The organism is Sphingomonas sp., from assembly GCF_013816785.1.
Taxonomy (GTDB): Bacteria; Pseudomonadota; Alphaproteobacteria; order Sphingomonadales; family Sphingomonadaceae; genus Sphingomicrobium.
The window spans coordinates 1-17135 of record NZ_JACDDV010000049.1; the positions used below are offsets into that span (position 1 = coordinate 1).

At 65.1% G+C, this 17135-nt stretch carries 23 protein-coding genes, 3 tRNA genes and 1 pseudogene; 9 read left to right on the forward strand and 18 right to left on the reverse strand.

The genetic code is table 11. The features are described from left to right. Positions 1-60: 60 nt before the first annotated feature. On the reverse strand, positions 61-618 hold the full coding sequence (locus H0W65_RS09965) for a YMGG-like glycine zipper-containing protein (RefSeq protein WP_294007187.1): 558 nt from the start codon (positions 616-618) through the stop codon (positions 61-63). Between the two features lie 207 nt (positions 619-825). Here H0W65_RS09965 and arsC point away from each other — a divergent pair, with 207 nt between their 5' ends. Next, entirely contained in the window at positions 826-1173 is a 348-nt protein-coding gene (gene arsC / locus H0W65_RS09970; RefSeq protein WP_294007190.1) for an arsenate reductase (glutaredoxin), read from the forward strand. 13 nt (positions 1174-1186) lie between these two features. After that, positions 1187-1960 carry a leucyl/phenylalanyl-tRNA--protein transferase gene (gene aat, locus H0W65_RS09975; RefSeq protein ID WP_294007193.1) on the forward strand — a complete coding sequence of 258 codons (774 nt, stop codon included), beginning with the start codon at positions 1187-1189 and terminating at the stop codon, positions 1958-1960. Between the two features lie 35 nt (positions 1961-1995). Here the strand turns inward: aat and H0W65_RS09980 are convergent. The 5 genes and pseudogenes from H0W65_RS09980 to H0W65_RS10000 form a co-directional block, all read right to left on the reverse strand. Next, positions 1996-2229, reverse strand: a pseudogene (locus tag H0W65_RS09980) (DUF2155 domain-containing protein); the annotation flags it as partial. 143 nt (positions 2230-2372) lie between these two features. After that, the gene (locus H0W65_RS09985; RefSeq protein WP_294007195.1) at positions 2373-2756 is read right to left on the reverse strand and encodes an NADH:ubiquinone oxidoreductase subunit NDUFA12; all 384 of its coding nucleotides are present in this window, start codon (positions 2754-2756) and stop codon (positions 2373-2375) included. A gap of 50 nt (positions 2757-2806) precedes the next feature. Beyond that, positions 2807-3253 carry a DUF192 domain-containing protein gene (locus H0W65_RS09990; RefSeq protein ID WP_294007198.1) on the reverse strand — a complete coding sequence of 149 codons (447 nt, stop codon included), beginning with the start codon at positions 3251-3253 and terminating at the stop codon, positions 2807-2809. A gap of 50 nt (positions 3254-3303) precedes the next feature. Further along, complete coding sequence (locus H0W65_RS09995) at positions 3304-3846, reverse strand: cold-shock protein (RefSeq protein ID WP_294007201.1); 543 nt, start codon at positions 3844-3846, stop codon at positions 3304-3306. A 97-nt stretch (positions 3847-3943) separates the two neighbouring features. Next, the gene (locus H0W65_RS10000; RefSeq protein ID WP_294007204.1) at positions 3944-4492 is read right to left on the reverse strand and encodes a RecX family transcriptional regulator; all 549 of its coding nucleotides are present in this window, start codon (positions 4490-4492) and stop codon (positions 3944-3946) included. A 116-nt stretch (positions 4493-4608) separates the two neighbouring features. On the opposite strand from H0W65_RS10000, the gene H0W65_RS10005 reads away from it, so the two are divergent. From H0W65_RS10005 to nusG, 4 genes are all read left to right on the forward strand, one after another. Next, a complete protein-coding gene (locus H0W65_RS10005) occupies positions 4609-6384 on the forward strand; it encodes a fatty acyl-AMP ligase (protein WP_294007239.1) in 1776 nt (591 codons plus the stop codon). 68 nt (positions 6385-6452) lie between these two features. After that, a tRNA-Trp gene (locus tag H0W65_RS10010) sits at positions 6453-6528 on the forward strand. A 319-nt stretch (positions 6529-6847) separates the two neighbouring features. Beyond that, positions 6848-7045 (forward strand): preprotein translocase subunit SecE, encoded by a 198-nt coding sequence (gene secE, locus H0W65_RS10015; protein ID WP_294007242.1) that lies wholly within the window; start codon positions 6848-6850, stop codon positions 7043-7045. Between the two features lie 18 nt (positions 7046-7063). Then, the gene (gene nusG / locus H0W65_RS10020) at positions 7064-7600 is read left to right on the forward strand and encodes a transcription termination/antitermination protein NusG (protein ID WP_294007207.1); all 537 of its coding nucleotides are present in this window, start codon (positions 7064-7066) and stop codon (positions 7598-7600) included. A 73-nt stretch (positions 7601-7673) separates the two neighbouring features. On the opposite strand, the gene H0W65_RS10025 is transcribed toward nusG, so the two are convergent. From H0W65_RS10025 to cpdR, 3 genes are all read right to left on the reverse strand, one after another. Next, entirely contained in the window at positions 7674-8456 is a 783-nt protein-coding gene (locus tag H0W65_RS10025; RefSeq protein ID WP_294007210.1) for an SIMPL domain-containing protein, read from the reverse strand. Positions 8457-8676: 220 nt separating this feature from the next. Beyond that, a tRNA-Val gene (locus H0W65_RS10030) sits at positions 8677-8751 on the reverse strand. A 59-nt stretch (positions 8752-8810) separates the two neighbouring features. Further along, positions 8811-9188, reverse strand: a complete 378-nt coding sequence (gene cpdR / locus H0W65_RS10035; RefSeq protein WP_294007212.1) for a cell cycle two-component system response regulator CpdR — start codon at positions 9186-9188, stop codon at positions 8811-8813. A gap of 74 nt (positions 9189-9262) precedes the next feature. Here cpdR and H0W65_RS10040 point away from each other — a divergent pair, with 74 nt between their 5' ends. Then, positions 9263-10132: an N-formylglutamate amidohydrolase gene (locus H0W65_RS10040; RefSeq protein ID WP_294007215.1), complete on the forward strand. Its 870-nt coding sequence runs from the start codon at positions 9263-9265 to the stop codon at positions 10130-10132. Between the two features lie 177 nt (positions 10133-10309). Here H0W65_RS10040 and H0W65_RS10045 read toward each other — a convergent pair whose 3' ends face one another. Then, complete coding sequence (locus tag H0W65_RS10045) at positions 10310-11098, reverse strand: SapC family protein (RefSeq protein WP_294007218.1); 789 nt, start codon at positions 11096-11098, stop codon at positions 10310-10312. Positions 11099-11312: 214 nt separating this feature from the next. Between H0W65_RS10045 and H0W65_RS10050 the strand changes: the two genes are divergently transcribed. Next, positions 11313-11741, forward strand: a complete 429-nt coding sequence (locus tag H0W65_RS10050; RefSeq protein ID WP_294007221.1) for a hypothetical protein — start codon at positions 11313-11315, stop codon at positions 11739-11741. Positions 11742-11823: 82 nt separating this feature from the next. Here the strand turns inward: H0W65_RS10050 and H0W65_RS10055 are convergent, their stop codons facing one another. From H0W65_RS10055 to H0W65_RS10090, 8 genes are all read right to left on the reverse strand, one after another. Then, positions 11824-12156 (reverse strand): hypothetical protein, encoded by a 333-nt coding sequence (locus H0W65_RS10055; RefSeq protein ID WP_294007224.1) that lies wholly within the window; start codon positions 12154-12156, stop codon positions 11824-11826. Between the two features lie 301 nt (positions 12157-12457). Further along, positions 12458-13069 (reverse strand): GTP cyclohydrolase I FolE, encoded by a 612-nt coding sequence (folE, locus tag H0W65_RS10060; protein ID WP_294007227.1) that lies wholly within the window; start codon positions 13067-13069, stop codon positions 12458-12460. After that, the gene (locus H0W65_RS10065) at positions 13066-14400 is read right to left on the reverse strand and encodes an FAD/NAD(P)-binding protein (RefSeq protein ID WP_294007229.1); all 1335 of its coding nucleotides are present in this window, start codon (positions 14398-14400) and stop codon (positions 13066-13068) included. Before H0W65_RS10065 ends, folE begins: the two co-directional genes overlap by 4 nt. Then, positions 14390-14635: a DUF6356 family protein gene (locus tag H0W65_RS10070; RefSeq protein WP_294007230.1), complete on the reverse strand. Its 246-nt coding sequence runs from the start codon at positions 14633-14635 to the stop codon at positions 14390-14392. The genes H0W65_RS10065 and H0W65_RS10070 overlap by 11 nt, the downstream gene beginning before the upstream one ends. A gap of 26 nt (positions 14636-14661) precedes the next feature. Further along, positions 14662-14738: transfer RNA gene (locus H0W65_RS10075), tRNA-Arg, on the reverse strand. A 33-nt stretch (positions 14739-14771) separates the two neighbouring features. Then, a complete protein-coding gene (locus H0W65_RS10080) occupies positions 14772-15578 on the reverse strand; it encodes a carbon-nitrogen hydrolase family protein (protein WP_294007244.1) in 807 nt (268 codons plus the stop codon). A 20-nt stretch (positions 15579-15598) separates the two neighbouring features. Continuing rightward, positions 15599-15856 carry a glutaredoxin 3 gene (grxC, locus tag H0W65_RS10085; protein ID WP_294007233.1) on the reverse strand — a complete coding sequence of 86 codons (258 nt, stop codon included), beginning with the start codon at positions 15854-15856 and terminating at the stop codon, positions 15599-15601. Positions 15857-15885: 29 nt separating this feature from the next. Next, positions 15886-16632 (reverse strand): ComF family protein, encoded by a 747-nt coding sequence (locus H0W65_RS10090; protein WP_294007236.1) that lies wholly within the window; start codon positions 16630-16632, stop codon positions 15886-15888. Between the two features lie 41 nt (positions 16633-16673). On the opposite strand from H0W65_RS10090, the gene H0W65_RS10095 reads away from it, so the two are divergent. Then, positions 16674-17135: methyltransferase domain-containing protein (locus H0W65_RS10095; protein WP_367120139.1), on the forward strand; the 462-nt coding region annotated here is incomplete at its 3' end.

Below are 17135 nucleotides of genomic sequence, written 5' to 3' on the forward strand. Positions count from 1 at the left end.
CCGGACGCACGGGGCGTCCGGCGGGCTTTTTGGACCATCCGTGGATGATCCAAGCGGCCATTAGCCGCGTTCGCCGGTGCGAGCGGGCATGCTGTTGTTCGCCGGGGTATAGCCCTGCGGCGTACCCTGGTAATATTGGCCGTTGTAGACATAGCCGTCGGCCCGTCCATCACGGTCGTTATCGGCCCACATCGCGCCGGTCAGTCCGCCAATCGCCGCGCCAACTACGGCACCTTCGACAACGCTGAGGCCCGGGATCACCGCGCCGGCAACCGCGCCAAGTGCCGCGCCGCCAACCGCACCCGTCGCCACGCGGCGGAGGGTTGGATCATAGCCGCTCGGCGTGCCGGCGTAATAATTGTTGTTCTGGACATAGCCATCGGCATATCCATCACCATTGTTGTCGGTCCACACCGCGCCGGCCAGGCCGCCAACGCCGGCGCCGATCGCCGCGCCCTCGATCACGTTGATGCCGGGCACCACCGCGCCGATCGCCGCACCGCCGACGGCGCCAACCGCCGCGCCCTGAGCGATATCGCCAGCTTCGCGGCTATTGGTCGCGCAGGCTGCCAAGGACATGCTGCTGACGAGCATCATCGCCATGATTGTCTTTTGCATTTTTCGACTCCCTATAATTATGTCGTTTCCATGGACCGTGCCCGAGGACCCGTTGCGTCCGGCAGCGGTGCACATGTCACGCTCGCCCAACGACGTTACGGCTCCGTTGTTCCGTGAAACGACGCTCACGGGCATCGGTCCGACGCCGCCTTGTTATCGCGCCGGGCCCTGTGGCACACTCGCAATGGATGGACGAATGGAACCCGAATGAAGGCCGTTATTTATCATAATCCAGCCTGCGGAACTTCCCGCAAAACGCTGGAAACCCTCGATAACGAGGTTGTAGACCTGACCGTGATCGACTATCTAAAGGCGCCGCCGACACGCACCGAGCTCAGGCGACTTTACGACCGGGCCGGAATGACCGCGCGCGACGGATTGCGCGCCAAGGAACCGCTCGCGCAAGAGCTTGGCCTGACCGACCCGGCGGTCGGCGACGAAGCAATCCTCGACGCGATGATGGCGCACCCGATCCTGATCAACCGGCCGCTCGTGGAAACCGACAAGGGCGTGAAGCTGTGCCGGCCGCAGGACGAGGTGCGCGCGCTGCTGTGACGCGGCTGGCGGCATGAGCTCGGGCCTCGATCCGAGGACATTGCTGCGGGGCTACGCCGCCGGCATCTTCCCGATGGCCGACAGCCGCGAAGCGGGCGACATTTTCTGGGTCGAGCCGCGCCACCGCGCGATCATCCCGCTCGACGGATTCCGCGTTTCCCGCTCGCTCGCCCGCCGCATTCGCTCGGGCCGGTTCACCGTCACCCGCGACCGCGCCTTCCACGAGGTGCTGTTGGGGTGCGCCGACCGCGACGAAACATGGATCAATGCGATGATCGAGCGGGCCACGCTCGGCCTCCACGCGGCGGGCCATGCCCATTCGATCGAATGCTGGCAGGGCGGCCAATTGGTCGGCGGGATGTACGGCGTCAAGCTGGGCCGCGCCTTTTTCGGCGAATCGATGTTCAGCACCGCGACCGACGCATCGAAGGTCGCGCTCGCCTGGCTGGTTGCCAGACTCAGGGTCGGCGGCTTCACCCTGCTCGACTGCCAGTTCATGACCGACCATCTCGCATCGCTGGGGGCGGTAACGGTCAGCCGGGACGATTATGCCGGATTGCTGGGCGGAGCGCTTGGTTCGACGGGAGTCAGCGGCTCCGTCGGCGCCGGCGCCGGAGTGGCGGGCGACGCCTCGGCACCAGTTTCGGCCGGCGGCGCGCTGGATGACCCCTTGCCCCTCCCGCCCGATTTCGAGGCGCTCGACCGCTTGCTCGAGACGGAGGGCGTCGCCGGAGCGTCGGGCCCGGCCGGCCAGCTCATCGCGCAGCTCTTGGGCCACACGTCGTAGACCAGATCCTCGACGACGTTCAGCGATGGGCTTTCCTTGTATAGCCAGCCCGAAAAGCGCCGCACCCATTGGCCATCGGTACGCTTGGCGTCCACCTGCACGAAGGCGCCGGTCAGTTTCTCCGTCTCCCACGGCGCGGTCGTCTCGCACGCGCGCAGACGCACGGTGACGTCCTTGACGCGCACCGCCTGGCCCGGCTTCAGCACCAGGTCGCGAACGATGCCGTTGCGCTTGTTGAGCAGGCCAATCACCGCCACCCGCTCGGCCATCGGCGTCACGCCGGCGAGGTCACCCGACGCACGCGGAACATCGACCGTGATCGCCTCATTGCCCCCGATTTCGTCGGCCTGGCGCTTGCAGCCGGCGCCCGCCAGCAGCAGCGCAATGGTCAGGAAGGCAGGCCGGACCACGTCTATTCGGGCTTCCACGCCTCATAGTCGCCGGTCGCCGGCGCACGCGAGCCGCGTCCTGACAGCGATCCGCCCGGTCGATAGGCGGTAGGCGTGCCGGTCAAATTGGGCTGCGGCGCCTGCTCGAACGGGCGGCGCGGCGGCAGCGACTTGGTTGGCACATCTTCGATCGTCCCGCGCAGCCAGGCGTTCCAGCCCGGCGGCACACGGCTGCTGTCATTGACGCCGTCGTAGATGACCCAGCGCCGCTTCGGATCGTCGCGATGTTTGAAATAGATATTGCCCGCCTCGTCGCGCCCGGCCTCCTGGCCGTGACGCCGCGACATCAGGCTAGTGCCCCAGGAGGCGCCGTTCCACCAGGTGAAGGCGTTCGCGAACAATCCCATGGCCGCGCCTTTGCCGCGTTACGCGGAGTGACGCAAGCGTGGCGCGGCCGCTACCATTCGACCTTGTCGCCGGCTTCGATTCCCAGCTCGGCGGCGCGGCCGCCGGCGATTTCGAGCACCGCCTGGACCTGACCGACCGAATTGACCGGCTCAAGCGACAGCGGAACGGTGTTGGCCTCGACATTGGCGATGCTGCCGTCGGCGCGGATGAAAATCATGTCGAGCGGTATGAGCGTGTTTTTCATCCAGAAGCTCGCCGGTCGCGGCGGCTCGAACGGGAAAATCATCCCCCGGTCGGGCGCCAACGCCGACCGGTTCATCAAGCCGGTCGCTTGCTCCTCGGCGGAGCGCGCGACCTCGACCGTGAAGCGATGAGGCTTTCCACGCGTCGTGATGGTCAGAGCAATTTGCTCAAGACCGGCTGGCGAACGCTCAAGCTCGATCGCATTGGAAGTGCCAGGCTGGCAGGCGGCGAGCGCCGCGGACAGGCTCAACACAATTACCCGCCCGATCAGGCCAGCGCCGCGTGTCAGGCCAGCGCTTCGTGTCAGGGAAGCCGCAGCTCGACCGCCGTCAGTCCCTTGCGGCCCTCGGCGATCCGGGCCTCGATCATCTGCCCCGGCTCTAGGTCGACGATCTCCGACAGACGCACCGTTTCCATGTGGACGAAGATATCCTCGCCATCCTCGCCCTCGCCCGGCCGGTTGAGGAAACCGTATCCTTTGACGCGATTGAACCATTTGACCTCCACCGGCTCATACTCACCCGCGGCATCGGCCAGGGCCTGGCGATCCGCGCGCTCAACGGCAGCATGGACCGGGCGGGCCGGCGTCGGCAAGGCGGTCGACAGGTCGATCGACAGAATTCTTCGCGCCTGGAGCCCGCGGTCCTGATTGGCGGCGATGCATTCGATGGTCGCGCCCTCGGGCAATGACCGGCGACCATGTTCTTTCAGGAGGCTGAAATGGATGAGGATGTCACCGTCGATTGCCTCGGACACAAGGAAACCGAATCCGCGAGTCGCGTCGAACCATTTGACGCGGCCGACGCAGGCCTGACCGTCAGGGATTTCATCGTTATCCCCCGACATCGGCCCGGATCTAGCTTCCTGATTCATTTCGGCACTCAAACACTCCATCACCATCCTTATCATGGACATTAATGTCGTGGAACCGACTTAAACCAGCTTATCCCAGGTCGTGGGACAGATCGGGCTCAATTTCTTCGCCGGGCTTCAGTGCGAGGATCGACCGTACCAGTGCGAAGCCATGACCGGCGCGGACCATGGCCGCGACGGCACGCTCGCGCTGTTTCGGATCGCCGGCGTCCCCGCCGAATGGCCCGAGCCGACGCCGCCGCGCAAACCGCAGCGCCGAGTCCAATGCCGCTTCCTCGGCCAATGTGCGAGCGGCGGCGCCGTCTTCCTCGCCGATCCCGGCACCGTGCAACGCCTGGCGCACGCGACCCTCGCCATAGCCGCGCGCGGTCAACGCACGAGCCTTGGCCAGTGCGTATGCGCGGTCGTCGACATAGCCGAGTCGCGACAATCGCTCGACCAACGCCTCAAGGTCGGCCGGCCGGTCGCCCTCCCAGCCGCGCTCGCGGACCTTGCGTTTGAGGTAGGTGGACAGTTTGGCCCGGCTGGTCGCGAAGCGACCGACGTAGAAAATCGCCAATTCTTCCAGCCGCGCGGCGGTCAAGAGCGGGCGCTGTTTGGGCGGGCGGCGGACGGGCATGGCCATGTTTGTGCCACACTCCCCTACCATCACGCAAAAACGGACCGGATAACTTCGGTTCGGCCGGAGAGCGGGCGCCGGCGGCCTTGAACCAACGACACAGGAAAAACCGCGTGATCGACGTCAACGACACGATCGACACTCCCACCGCCGTTAAGCTCGCGCCCAACGGCTATACGCCGACGCTCGATCGCCTAACGCGACGGATCGCCGACTTCGCCACCCTCGGCGAGGCGCTCGATTATGCAGCGACGGGCCAGCGGGGCATGAATTTTCACGATGCGCGCGGCGCGCTGGTCCGCGCCTATCCTTATGCGGAGCTGCGCAACGACGGGCTGGCCCATGCCCGCCGTTTCGTTGCGATGGGGCTAAACAAGGGCGACCGGCTAGCATTGGTGGCCGAGACTGGGCCGGAATTCGCGGCCTGCTTCTTCGGCGCGATCTATGCCGGACTATGGCCGGTGCCGCTGCCGTTGCCGACCAGCTTCGGCGGGCGCGAGGCCTATGTCGATCAACTCGTCGTGATGCTAACCAGCAGCGACCCCAAACTGTTTCTCTACCCGCCCGAACTCGAGGAGTTCGCCCTCGCCGCCGCCACCAAACTTGGCATCGCAGCCAGGAATTGGGACAGCCTCGCCGAAATCGATTCCGCCGCCGTCGCCCTGCCGGAAGCCAGCGGCGACGAGATCGGCTACCTCCAATATTCGAGCGGATCGACCCGCTTCCCGCACGGCGTCGCGGTCACCCACCGCGCCCTGCTCGACAACCTCCGCGCCCACGGCATCGGGGTCGAGGTCCAGGACAGCGACCGCTGCATCAGCTGGCTGCCCTGGTATCACGACATGGGGCTGGTCGGCTGCATGCTGTCGCCGGTCGCCAACCAGCTCAGCGTCGATTATTTGAAGACCGAGGATTTCGCCCGCCGTCCACTGGCGTGGCTCGACCTCATCAGTCGCAACCCGGGCACCACTTTGTCCTACTCGCCGACCTTCGGCTACGACATCTGCTCACGCCGGATGAGCTCGCAGACCAAGGCGGCCGACCGGTTCGACCTGTCGCGCTGGCGGATCGCCGGCAACGGCGCCGACATGATACGCCCCGACGTGATGCAGGCGTTCGTCGACGAATTCGCCGACGCCGGGTTCAAGGCATCGAGCTTCTGCCCGAGCTATGGCCTCGCCGAGGCGACGCTTGCGGTGTCGATCATGCCACCGGGCGAAGGCATCCGCCTCGAGCTGGTCGAGGAAAGCGAACTGTCGGGCGTCGGGACCCCGGCGCAGGAACGCCCGCGCCGCTACCGCGCGGTCGTCAATTGCGGCAAGCCAGTGGTGGGCATGGAAGTCGAAATCCGCGGGCCCGACGGTACGCCGTCGGGCGAAAGTTCGATTGGCAAATTATTCGCGCGCGGCAGTTCGATCATGGCCGGCTATTTCCGCGATGAAGAATCGACCCGGGCGTGCCTGTCGGAGGACGGCTGGCTCGACACCGGCGACATGGGTTATTTGTCAAACGGCTACGTCTTCATCGTCGGCCGCGCCAAGGACATGATCATTATCAACGGCCGCAATCATTGGCCGCAGGACATCGAATGGGCGGTGGAGCAGTTGCCCGGCTTCAAGTCAGGCGACATCGCAGCTTTCGCGATCACCGGCCCGCTGGGCGAGGAAACCCCCGCGGTGCTGGTCCACTGCCGGGTCAGCGACCCCGGCGAGCGGGGCCGCCTGCGCGACGACATCCGCGAACGGGTTCGGGCCATCACCGGCATCACTCCGGTGGTCGAGCTCGTTCCGCCGCGCACCCTGCCCCGCACCTCGTCGGGCAAATTGTCGCGCACCAAGGCGCGCAATCTCTATCTGAGCGGCGAAATCATCCCGTTCGATGTCGCCGCCTAAAAGCTTGCGAAGCGCAGGCGGCGCGGCTAGTCCGCGCCTCGGCCCTTCGACGGGCTACGGACAGGTCTAGGGGTATAGCTCAGTTGGTAGAGCATCGGTCTCCAAAACCGAGGGTCGTGGGTTCGAGTCCCCCTGCCCCTGCCATGTCCTAAGGCGCCGAGCGCAGCGCAAAGATTGCGCAGCAATCACAAGCAGCGCGAAGAGGCGGCGAAGGCCGGCCGACCTTAGCGAAGCTGCAGGATCGACGTCACGGGATTTACTCCCGTGATGGCCCGCACAACGTGCCATGTCCGCCCGCATCGACAACGCGCTTCGCATCTTGCAAACCCCTAGTCCGCTCGCTAAGTCGCCAACCCATGCGGACATGGGCCTGACCTCCTTGTCCCCGACCGGCCCGCCGGAACGGGGTAAGGGGCCAATTCCAAAAGCGCCGTGCATCGACTGGCACAGGATCGAGACCAACGTGGCAAAGGTAACTCCCGGCGAATTCGTCAATCAGGTTCGCGCCGAGGGCCGCAAGGTCGTGTGGCCGTCGATGAAGGAAACCCGCACCACGGCAATCATGGTGTTGATCATGACCACCCTGCTCGCGGTCTTCTTCTTCGGAGTCGATTCGGCATTGAGCGCCATCGTCAAATGGCTGCTCGGCCTGATCGGCTAAGCTTTTTCAAGGAACATCATGTCCCGTTGGTACATCATTCACGCCTATTCCGGGTTCGAGAACAAGGTCCGCGATTCGATCATGTCCGAGGCCCGGCGCCTGGGCCTCGAAAGCCTGGTCGAGGCGGTCGAGGTTCCGACCGAAACGATCACCGAGGTAAAGCGCGGCAAGAAGGTCCAGTCGGAGCGCAAGTTCATGCCCGGCTATGTGCTCGCCAAATTGGGCATGAACGACGACGTCTATCACCTGGTGAAGAACACCCCCAAGGTGACCGGCTTTCTGGGCCCCAACGGCAAGCCGCAGGCGATCCCCGACGCCCAGGCGGCGCGAATGCTCGACACCAAGGAAGAGGCCGCCGCTAGTCCCAAGCAGAAGATCAAGGTCGATTATGAAATCGGCGACGCAGTCAAGGTACTCGACGGTCCCTTCGCCAGCTTCAACGGCGTGGTCGAGGAGCTCGACTTCGACCGCAGCCGAGTCAAGGTATCGGTATCGATCTTCGGCCGCGCGACCCCGGTCGAGCTCGAGTTCGAGCAGGTCGAACGGGCCAAGTAAGCGCGGTTGGCGCTGCGCGCGCCGCACCGACCCGGCGGTCGTTTCAGCGCGAGCTTGCCTTACCGTTTCTGACCTACCGCTCCATTCGATAGAGCAGATTCAGCGACACCCCGGTTTCCAATTGGCCCGGCGCGACGATGCCGTCGCCGCCATCGCGCTCCGGCCGCGGCGCCGGCGGTGGAGGTGGCATCGCGGCATTGCTGATCCGTGAGCCGGTCATGATGATGTCCGTTCCCCGATACGACGCGCCCTCTTCGACCGACAGCAGCCGAACGGTCGTATAGCCGTTGTTCCGGGCATATTCGGTGGCCTCGGCCTGGCCTCGAGCCATCCCACGCACCCGCGCTTCACGCCTCAGTAGGGAGGGATCCGAAATGGCGAAATTGGGGCCATAGACGGTATCGGCGCCGGCGCTTGTCAGCGCATCGAGCAGCGAAGTCAGTGCGTCGATATTGCGCGTCTTGATCTGCACCGAATTGCTGACGATATACCCGATCAACGTCTGCCGGCCTCGGCCGCCCGGCTCGGGGTCCCAGCGATAGTCGGGCTGGAGCTGAATGCCCTGAGTCTGGATATCGCGCTCGCGAATGCCCGCCGCTCGGATCGTTGCGAGCAGCTTTTCCGTCTTGGTCTTGTTGGCCGCGACCGCGGCTTTGGCAGTGGGCGCCTTGGCCTGGGTCCCGACCGTAATGCTGGCCTCGTCGGGAGGCGTCCGGAGCGTTTCGGCAATATTGACCCGCACCAGCGGGGTGGCCGCCATTTCGGTTATGCTCGCCGTGGGAGCCTGCTGGGCGGCGGCCATCGTCGGAAGGGCCGACCCGACCATTAAAACGAGAATAATGAACGACTTACGCATCGAAATTCCTCTGACCATCCAACATTCCCATAACGTAGTATGTGGGTGGGTGCCCGCTGCTGAACCGTATGTTAAGGAGGTCGGCAAACGTCGAGACGACCATCATAGGCGAGATTTGAAGCCTTCGCTCCGGGGCGTTTTACCGCGATCTTACCGGACAACCCGACACCGTGGGTTCGATCTTCGCGGCCTAAATGCTTGATGTTTCACGAGAGAATAATGGTGGGCGTGGCAAGGATTGAACTTGCGACCCCTGCGATGTCAACACAGTGCTCTACCACTGAGCTACACGCCCACGCTGGGACGGGCCTTTAGGGGGCGATCCGGGTTCCCGCAAGGGGGAATGACCCGGGCTTAGAGCCGGCCGTGCTGGTCCTCGCTTTGGAACAGCCGGTCGACCTCGGCCACCAGATCCTTGAGGTGAAACGGCTTCGACAACAGCTTGGCCTCGGGCGCGGTGCGGCCGCCCTGGAGCGCGACGGCGGCGAAACCGGTGATGAACATCACGCGGATCGCGGGGTCGATCGCGCTCGCCTTCTGCGCGAGTTCGATGCCGTCCATCTCGGGCATGACGATATCGGTCAGCAGCAAGTCGTATTTGCCGGCTTCGAGCAGCGGCATCGCCTCGGTCCCGCAGCCGACAGCGTCGACCTCATAGCCGACGCGCAGCAACGCGCGCTGCAAATATTCGCGCATCGACGTATCGTCTTCGGCCAGGAGAATTTTAATCATTGCTCCTACCCTATGCGCGCATCGTTTAATTTTTTCCAGCGCCTCCAGTTCCTTGAAGCGATTGCTGTCCGCAATTGGCACGGTTAGTCTGCGCAACATTGCAAATGGGCCATTACCCCTCCCCCACTGTCCATCCGCCGCGATGCGCGCTGCCCGTGCTGTTGTCGGTACCGCACGCCGGGCATGTTTATGACGCCGCGACGCTGGCCAATGCGGCCCAGGGAAAGCGCGCGCTGGAATCCCTCGAGGATCCGCTAATCGACCGTCTCGCCTGGAGAGCGATCGCGCTCGGCATCGGCGCGGTCGTCCAGCCGGTGCCGCGCGCGGTGATCGACTGCAACCGCGACGAGGACGAGGTCGATCCCGCAGCGATTTCGGGCCTCGATCCGGCGCCGCTGGGCCCGCGCGCGCGTTTCGGCTTGGGGTTGGTTGCGTCGCGTACGACCAGGCATGGCGCTCTGTGGCGACAGCCGATCGACCGAGACCAGCTCCATCTGCGCCTCGCGCAAGTCCACCGACCCTATCATCGGGCGATCGAGCAGGCGCTCGACGCGCTGCTTGTTTCGGGCGGCCAGGCGCTACTGCTCGATTGCCACTCGATGCCGCCGCGCCCGCGGCACCAGGCCCAGCTAATTATAGGCGACCGCCACGGGGCGAGCGCGGCCGGATGGGTTGGGGCCGAAGCGGCGCGGATCGCCCGGTCGCACGGGTTTCGCGTGGCGATGAACGAGCCCTATGCTGGCGGCGCGATCGTGAAGCGGCACGGCCGCCCGAAAGAAGGCCTCCACGCGCTGCAGTTGGAAATCGATCGGTCGGCCTACCTGGCGCCCGACCACAGAAGTGCTGGCCCCGGCTTCAACCGCGTCGCCTCGCTAATCGAAGCGTTGGCGTCGGGACTTGGCCAGCTGATGCTCGATCGCGGCTTTCGCGAAGCAGCGGAGTAAAAAAAAGCGGCCACCTCGATGCTGGACCGGGGTGGCCGAAAGTTCAGGGAGGAACGTATCCATGATACGCACCGGACGCTCGCCTAAGGGGGTAAACGAAGCGCCGCGGTAGGCCATCGATGTGGGGGCGGTTCGCGTGGTTTCAAGGCAGCGGCGGATCGTCTTGCCGCACCCGGCCTACGCTTCGACGGCAGCCGGTTGGCGAGCAGGGATCGGACCGGTGCCCTGCGCGACCTGGCGGGCGAATATCTCGCGGATCACCGACAGCGAAAAAAGATGCGCCATGATCAGCGCCAGTCCGCCGTTTTGGTTGAGCTTCCTGAGCTCGTCTCCGCGAAGGTTTTGGAACTTCTCCTCGTCGACCATCTGGAAACCGCGATAGACGAACGGCTGGTCTGCGCCCTCGGGCTGGATCGCGACTTCGCCCTCCATCAACAATTTGGATTCGATCAACTCGGCCATGAACGCCTGGGTGCGCTGGCCGGCCTGCTCGAACTGTTCGCAAAACTGAAGGATGGCCTTGGTCGCTTCCGATGGCTCCTCGCCGTCGAACAACGCTTCGCCCTCATCGAACTCGCCCACCGCGCCGGCGGTCGGGTCGAAGCACAGCGACAATTCGTCGCTGTCGTCGCGCAGGCGTGCGAGTACAAAGGGAAAGCGGCGCAAATAGGCTGGGACATAGGCACTGGTGTCGATCAGCGTGCCGTCCGGGCCGAAGAAAGTGTTGGTCCCCTCGTGAAGCCCCATCAGCGCCAGGGGCACCGGATTTTCGCCGGCCGAAAAGACGATCGGAAAGTAGCGCTGGGCAAGCGAGAATTCGTCGACCGTCATCGGAATTGCGTGGGCTGTCGCAACGCGGTCGACGCCACCCATCTTGCGCACCTTATACGCCCCGTGGACATTGCGGTTAAGCGGCTCGAGGTCGTTGTACAGCAGGGGCAGCAGGTTCGGCGCTTGGCTCGCCATGGGGATTTACTCCGAAAGATGGGCGGACCGTCCCGGGGATTCCCGTCGCTCGGCCAGCGGGGTATTGCGCGCTTGGCGCTCTAGTGCTGCCGCCGCCCTGGCGCAAGGTGGTTTGGGGTTTGGCCGGCGCTTGCGCTCGCCCGGCCGAAGCAGTTCAATTCATCGCCTATTCAAGGCTTGCCGCTACACCCGCGACCGATATGGTCGTTGCCGCATGAGCCCCCTCGCCTTTCTCGGCGTCCTTCCCGCGCTGTTGGCGGCCGCGTTCCAGGGCTCGCCCGACCAAAGTGTGGTTCGGCGCGTCGTCGTCCGCGATGAAGTTATCTGGCGCATTCCGGTCCGTCCGCGCCTTTCGCCAATGGTCGAGTGGAAGGAGCACAAGGGGCCCAAATGCCTGGCCGCGGGGGCGATTTCGGGGGCAATGCTATCGGGCCCCTCGTCGATCGACTTCGTCATGCATGACCGAACGCGGTTCCGCGCCGAGATGGACAGCGAATGCCCGGCGCTGGATTTCTACGGTGGCTTCTACCTTCAGCCCGACGACGAAAAGATTTGCGCCAAGCGCGAAGAGGTTAGCACGCGGGCCGGCGGCAGCTGTCGGATCGAGCGGTTCAAGAGGCTTGAGTCCAAGCCTCAGCGCTAGCGTCGAACGTCAAAAACGCTCATCGATTCGCAAATGAAAAAGAAGGGGCGCTACGGTCGCACCCGGAGCGCCCCCGTTTGGGTTATTGATTGGTGGGACTGTTGAGCTTTTTCTGAACCGCTCTTTGCAGCGAGGCGGTGGTGTTCTTAGCGGTGCAAGTCGATCCGCCCGTCTTTTTCTGGTGGGCCAGCACATTGGCGTTCACCCCGCAAATGGCGGCGGCCAGTCCGATCGGCACCGAAACATTATTGAGCGCCTGAATGTCGCTGACATTGACCTTCAAATTCCGGGCGAGGTTGTTGAGCACGCGGGCATTCGACAGGTCGACTACGACCAGGCCCGAATTCTGGGCAAGGGCGGGGGCGGCCGACAGGGTCAGGGCGGCGGAAGCCAAGATGGCAAGGGTCTTACGCATGTTACTCTCCTTTGGGGGATCACAGGCCCGCAAAAAACGGGTCCGGACAAAAACGCTTTTCTAGCAATTAGGCTCCGCACCTGAACCCCGCAGTGCCACGCTTCGTCGGGCAACGAATCAAAATTCGCAAAGCAAAGACTATCTGCGAAGTTGCGGTTGGATTAGCCCTAGTCAGCGGATCGGGTCGGCCTTCTGGCCGTCCTGCAATACATCACCCAGCGGACACTCGTCCTGTTGAAGCGGTATAATCTCGTGAACGGCCCTCTCCGTACGGGCAGGAGCGAGCGAGAGAGCGAGATCATCAGTACCCCATTAGGGCAAGTACTTCCTTGCGGCTGCGCTCGTCGTCGCGAAAGCAGCCCATCATGCGGCTGGTGGTCATCACCACGCCCGGCGTGCCGACCCCGCGGGCGGTCATGCAGGCGTGGCTCGCCTCGATCACCACCGCGACGCCCTTGGGCTTCAGATGCTCCGCGATGCAGTCGGCGACCTGAGCGGTTAGCCGCTCCTGCACCTGCAGGCGGCGGGCATAGCCGTGCAGCACGCGGGCCAGCTTCGAAATGCCGACCACGCGATTGTCGGGCAGATAGGCAATCGCCGCCTTGCCGATGATCGGCGCCAGATGATGTTCGCAATGCGATTGGAACGGAATGTCCTTGAGCAGCACGATCTCGTCGTAGCCGCCGACCTCGTCGAAGGTGCGGCTGAGATGCTCCGAGGGATCCTCGCTATAGCCGCGGGCATATTCCTTCCACGCCCTGGCGACCCGCGCTGGAGTGTCGTGCAGCCCTTCGCGGTCGGGGTCGTCGCCGGCCCAGCGGATCAGCGTCCTAACCGCCTCTGCGACTTCGTCGGGCACTGGCACCTTGGGCGGCGCACGAACCAAATCCCCATCATCGGGTGAAGAACTCATCGTCCCAATTCCTTTGCAATCGATGCCGCGACGTCGGCCGCCTGTCCTCTTATGTCGGGGACCGCTATGATTTCCCAATAGCGGCCCTTGGTCAGAGGCCCCAAGGCCCAAATCCGTTCCCCCGCCCGGGCCTCGTCGTCGGTCGACAGCCCGATGCCTAGGTGATCCGTGCCGATCGCCCCCTCGTCGAGCAACTGCCTCAGCACCGCATCGCGCGTCCGCCCCATCGCCCCCAACGGCCCGGTGCAATTGAGGCCGAGAGTAAATTTGAGCACTTCTCGCCTCTGCGGGAGAGGGGCTGGGGAGCAAGGACCACCTCGCCGCCCAATCTCGACTACCAGCGCACCCCGCTCGCCGCGCATCTTGCGTACCCGTCCGGCGACAATCTCCAGCTGCCCGACGGCGATCATCTGCTTCAGTTGCACCGATACCTGCGGAGCGATGCGATGCCGATGAACGTCCCACCAAGGCCGCGCATGGCGCAGGAAGCGGCGTTGTTCGACTTCGCCCAGCCGCTGCCACAGCGCCTGACTGTGCGGCCTGAGCGCATCGACCGCCGCACGATAACCGACCTCCGTCGCCCGCCGCCTCAGCCAGCGCCATTGGGCCATTAACCCGCAGGGAACGTCGCACAGTCCAACGTCCGCCGGCTCATACGGCGCATGGCCCCGCGGAATCTGCCCCCGTCGCGACAGCGCGACGATCCGCCCCCCGTGCCCCGCCGCCGCCAGCGACAACACCGCATCGACCATCGTCAGGCCGGTGCCGATGATCAGCACGTCACCGCCAACCGCCGCTACCCGGGTCACCGCGGCCCGCGCCGCGTCGGTCCACGGATTGTTGATGAACAGGTTATCTGGCACGCTTTCGGCAAATCGGAGCGGGTCGGGAGGCTGATTGCCGTTGGCCAGCACCAGCGCCCGGCCGAGGGCCACCGTTCCATCGGCCAGATTGACGCGATACGCCTCGCCGTCACGCTCTACCCCAACAGCACTCTCGCCGCGCGCTACGACTAGCCCGGTCGCCTGCGCTTCTTCCAAAATTCCCGTGAGATAGGCCCCGAAAAAACGCCGCTCGGCGAACACGCCAGGGTCGCCGACCCGGTTCGCGAAATCGTCGAGTGCATCGGGCCAGGCGCTCATCTTGACCGCCGGCACGTTGAGCAGGTGAACCGCCTCTCGGGTTGAATAAGCGACCCCCTTGCCTGCCCGACCGCTGCCGTCGATCAGCACCGAGGATAAGCCGCGACGCGCCAGCTGCGCCGCCGCCATCGTCCCCGAAAAACCGCCGCCGACGATGACCGCGTCAGCCGCATCGCCGTCAGATTTCATAATCGGGCCAGACGTTGGGGTTGGCCGCGCCGGCCTTGCGGCGGGTCATCTGCTCATGCAGCCTAACCACCGTGCGCCCCGCCGTTTCCGTGAACAGGCCGGGAACCGCCGCGTGGACCACGCATGCCAGCCCGGCGCCGACCATTCTCGCGCCGATCGCCAGCGCGCCGACCCCGTGTCCGACCCAATTCATGCCCAGCGATTTCGGATGGTCGAAAAACAGCCGCCCCAGCATCGAACTTCCCTTCGGTCTCAACGACGTGGTGGCCCCGGAGGGACTCGAACCCCCGACCTGCGGTTTAGGAAACCGTCGCTCTATCCTGCTGAGCTACGGAGCCGTTGGCCTCCCTTAGGAAAGCCGGCTCCCCGAATCAATTCGCGACCGGCGCGATCGGGCGGCGATGCTGGTGGACCGGGATGCGCCCCCGCACTTCGGAAATGCGGGCGAGGTCGATGTCCGCGAAACCGATCCCCGGCGCCTCGCCCATATCGAGCAGCAGATCGCCCCACGGATCGGCGACCAACGAATGGCCATAGGTTTGCCGCCCGTCTTCGTGCTGGCCGGCCTGCGCCGCAGCGACGACGAACAGTTCGGCCTCGATCGCTCGGGCGCGGAGCAGGGTCTGCCAATGCGCTTGGCCGGTAGGCACGGTGAATGCGGCCGGGACAGAAATTAGGTCAGCACCCCCCTCGCTCAGCCGCTCGAACAAGGCCGGAAAGCGAAGGTCGTAACAGATGGTCAGGCCCAACGTCCCGACTGGCGTCCCAGGGACGACCACTGCCACCTCGCCCGGCTCGTACATCGCGGACTCGCGCCAGCTTTCGCCGGTCGGCAGGTCGACATCGAACAAATGGATCTTGTCGTAGCGCGCGCGGATGGCCCCGGCGGAGTCGATAACAAAGCCGCGGTTGGCGAGCTTGCCTTGCCCAACCGTCACCGCCAGCGAGCCGAGATGCACCCATAAGCCGGACGAAGCGGCGGCGTCCCGCACTGCGGCCAATACCGGGTCTTCCTCCTCCGGCCGCGCCTTGCCAAGCGCCTGATCGCGGTCTCGGTCGAGCATGCCCGACATTTCGGGCGTGAACAGCATCGCCGCCCCGCCCGCCCTGGCCTTGCCCACTGCCTTGATGAGGTGCGCCGCGTTGGCGGCGGGATCGATCCCGCTTTGCGCCTGCATGAGTGCGATGCGCTTTGTCGTCACGCCGCCAATAGCTCGTCGAGTTTACCGTCATATTCGAGCGCCATCAAATCGTCGCAACCGCCGACATGTCGCCCGTCGATGAATATTTGCGGGACCGTCGTCCGGCCGCCGGACCGCTGGACCATCTCAGCCTTAGTCGAACCGCCGAAGTCGACGCCATGTTCCTCGAACTCGATCTTCTTCATGTCGAGCAACCGCTTGGCCCTGAGACAGAAGGGGCAGGTCGACTTGGTATAGATTTCTACCTTGGCCACGCGATTTCCTTTTCATCGGCTAGACCTGCCTAACGCACCAGTTGCGCCGGACGCACCACCCTTGCCCAGCAAATCAATTCGACGCGTCCCGCCCCGGCCCGGCGCAGCGCGCGAGCGCAGGCCTCGGCGGTGCTGCCGCTAGTCAGCACGTCGTCGATCAGAATGACGGTTTGGCCATCGAGCCGTCGCCCTGAAGCGATGGCGAACGCTCCCGCCACCGCGCGCCGCCGCTGGCTGTGGTTCAGTCCCTTCAGGGACTGAGTTCGCTTGACGCGGCGCAACAGCAAGGGGTCGCTCTCAAGGCCCCATTTCTTCGCCAGCGCCGTTGCAACCAATCCCGATTGATTGAACCCGCGCCACCACAGTCGCCAGCGGTGCAGCGGGACGGGCACAACGATGGCGCCCGCGCTTTCCTCGCCCCTCAGCGGGGCCATGTAGCGCGCCATGGTCCGTGCCAGCGCCACTTTGCGTCCATATTTGAGCTTCAGCGCGATCGATCGCGGCAAATCGTCATAGGCCACCGCCGCTCGTGTCCGGTCGATCGGCGGCGGCGACGCGAGACAGCGGGCGCAGCGATCGATATCCGTGCCTTCAAGCGGCACGCCGCACGTTACGCAGCCAGCGTGGCCAAGCCATTCCAACCCGGTCCAGCAAGCCGCGCAGAACGCGCCGCTTTCGGCAATCACCTCGCCGCAGCCGGGGCAACGGGGCGGCAAGGCGAAGTCGACGATCGCCTTGCCAAGGATCTGGGCCGAACGCAGCGGAAGGCTTGCCATGGCCCCTTGTCGCGCGCCCTTTGCCGCCGCACAAGCGCGCCGTGACTCGTGACCTGTTCGACCGCCATTTGCGAGCGCTGCGCCGCGACCGCGCCGGGCGCGGCGGTGGCGACCGCTTCCTGCGCGACCGCATGTTCGACGATTGCCTCGACCGGGCGGCGGCGATCGCTCGCCCGTTCGACCGCGCCCTGCTGATCGGCTGCGCTTCGCCCGCCTGGCGCGCTCGCCTGGAAACGCTGGCAAGGGAGGTCGAGGTGGTCGATCCCGGTGCCTGCTTCGCGGCGGCGGCGGGCGGGGTGCAGGCCGACGAGGACGCGCATGACTATGGCGACAAGCGCTACGACCTGTGCCTGGCGGTCGGCACGCTCGACACGGTTAACGACCTGCCGCTCGCCCTGCAGCTGATCCGCCGCTCGCTGCGGCCCGATGCCCCTATTTTTGGCGCCCTGGCCGGAGGCAACAGCCTGGCAGCCCTGCGCGCGGCGCTAATCGCGGCCGACCGG

Bases quoted from the DNA above. Each gene is read 5' to 3' on its own strand.
- arsC (WP_294007190.1), top strand. From the start codon at position 826: ATGAAGGCCGTTATTTATCATAATCCAGCCTGCGGAACTTCCCGCAAA.
- H0W65_RS10090 (WP_294007236.1), bottom strand. From the start codon at position 16,632: ATGGCAAGCCTTCCGCTGCGTTCGGCCCAGATCCTTGGCAAGGCGATC.
- aat (WP_294007193.1), top strand. From the start codon at position 1,187: ATGAGCTCGGGCCTCGATCCGAGGACATTGCTGCGGGGCTACGCCGCC.
- nusG (WP_294007207.1), top strand. From the start codon at position 7,064: ATGTCCCGTTGGTACATCATTCACGCCTATTCCGGGTTCGAGAACAAG.
- H0W65_RS10045 (WP_294007218.1), bottom strand. From the start codon at position 11,098: ATGGCGAGCCAAGCGCCGAACCTGCTGCCCCTGCTGTACAACGACCTC.
- H0W65_RS10070 (WP_294007230.1), bottom strand. From the start codon at position 14,635: ATGCTGGGGCGGCTGTTTTTCGACCATCCGAAATCGCTGGGCATGAAT.
- H0W65_RS10000 (WP_294007204.1), bottom strand. From the start codon at position 4,492: ATGCCCGTCCGCCGCCCGCCCAAACAGCGCCCGCTCTTGACCGCCGCG.
- H0W65_RS09985 (WP_294007195.1), bottom strand. From the start codon at position 2,756: ATGGGATTGTTCGCGAACGCCTTCACCTGGTGGAACGGCGCCTCCTGG.
- H0W65_RS10080 (WP_294007244.1), bottom strand. From the start codon at position 15,578: ATGCAGGCGCAAAGCGGGATCGATCCCGCCGCCAACGCGGCGCACCTC.
- H0W65_RS10050 (WP_294007221.1), top strand. From the start codon at position 11,313: ATGAGCCCCCTCGCCTTTCTCGGCGTCCTTCCCGCGCTGTTGGCGGCC.
- H0W65_RS09965 (WP_294007187.1), bottom strand. From the start codon at position 618: ATGCAAAAGACAATCATGGCGATGATGCTCGTCAGCAGCATGTCCTTG.
- folE (WP_294007227.1), bottom strand. From the start codon at position 13,069: ATGAGTTCTTCACCCGATGATGGGGATTTGGTTCGTGCGCCGCCCAAG.
- H0W65_RS09995 (WP_294007201.1), bottom strand. From the start codon at position 3,846: ATGTCGGGGGATAACGATGAAATCCCTGACGGTCAGGCCTGCGTCGGC.
- H0W65_RS10065 (WP_294007229.1), bottom strand. From the start codon at position 14,400: ATGAAATCTGACGGCGATGCGGCTGACGCGGTCATCGTCGGCGGCGGT.
- cpdR (WP_294007212.1), bottom strand. From the start codon at position 9,188: ATGATTAAAATTCTCCTGGCCGAAGACGATACGTCGATGCGCGAATAT.
- H0W65_RS10025 (WP_294007210.1), bottom strand. From the start codon at position 8,456: ATGCGTAAGTCGTTCATTATTCTCGTTTTAATGGTCGGGTCGGCCCTT.
- H0W65_RS10055 (WP_294007224.1), bottom strand. From the start codon at position 12,156: ATGCGTAAGACCCTTGCCATCTTGGCTTCCGCCGCCCTGACCCTGTCG.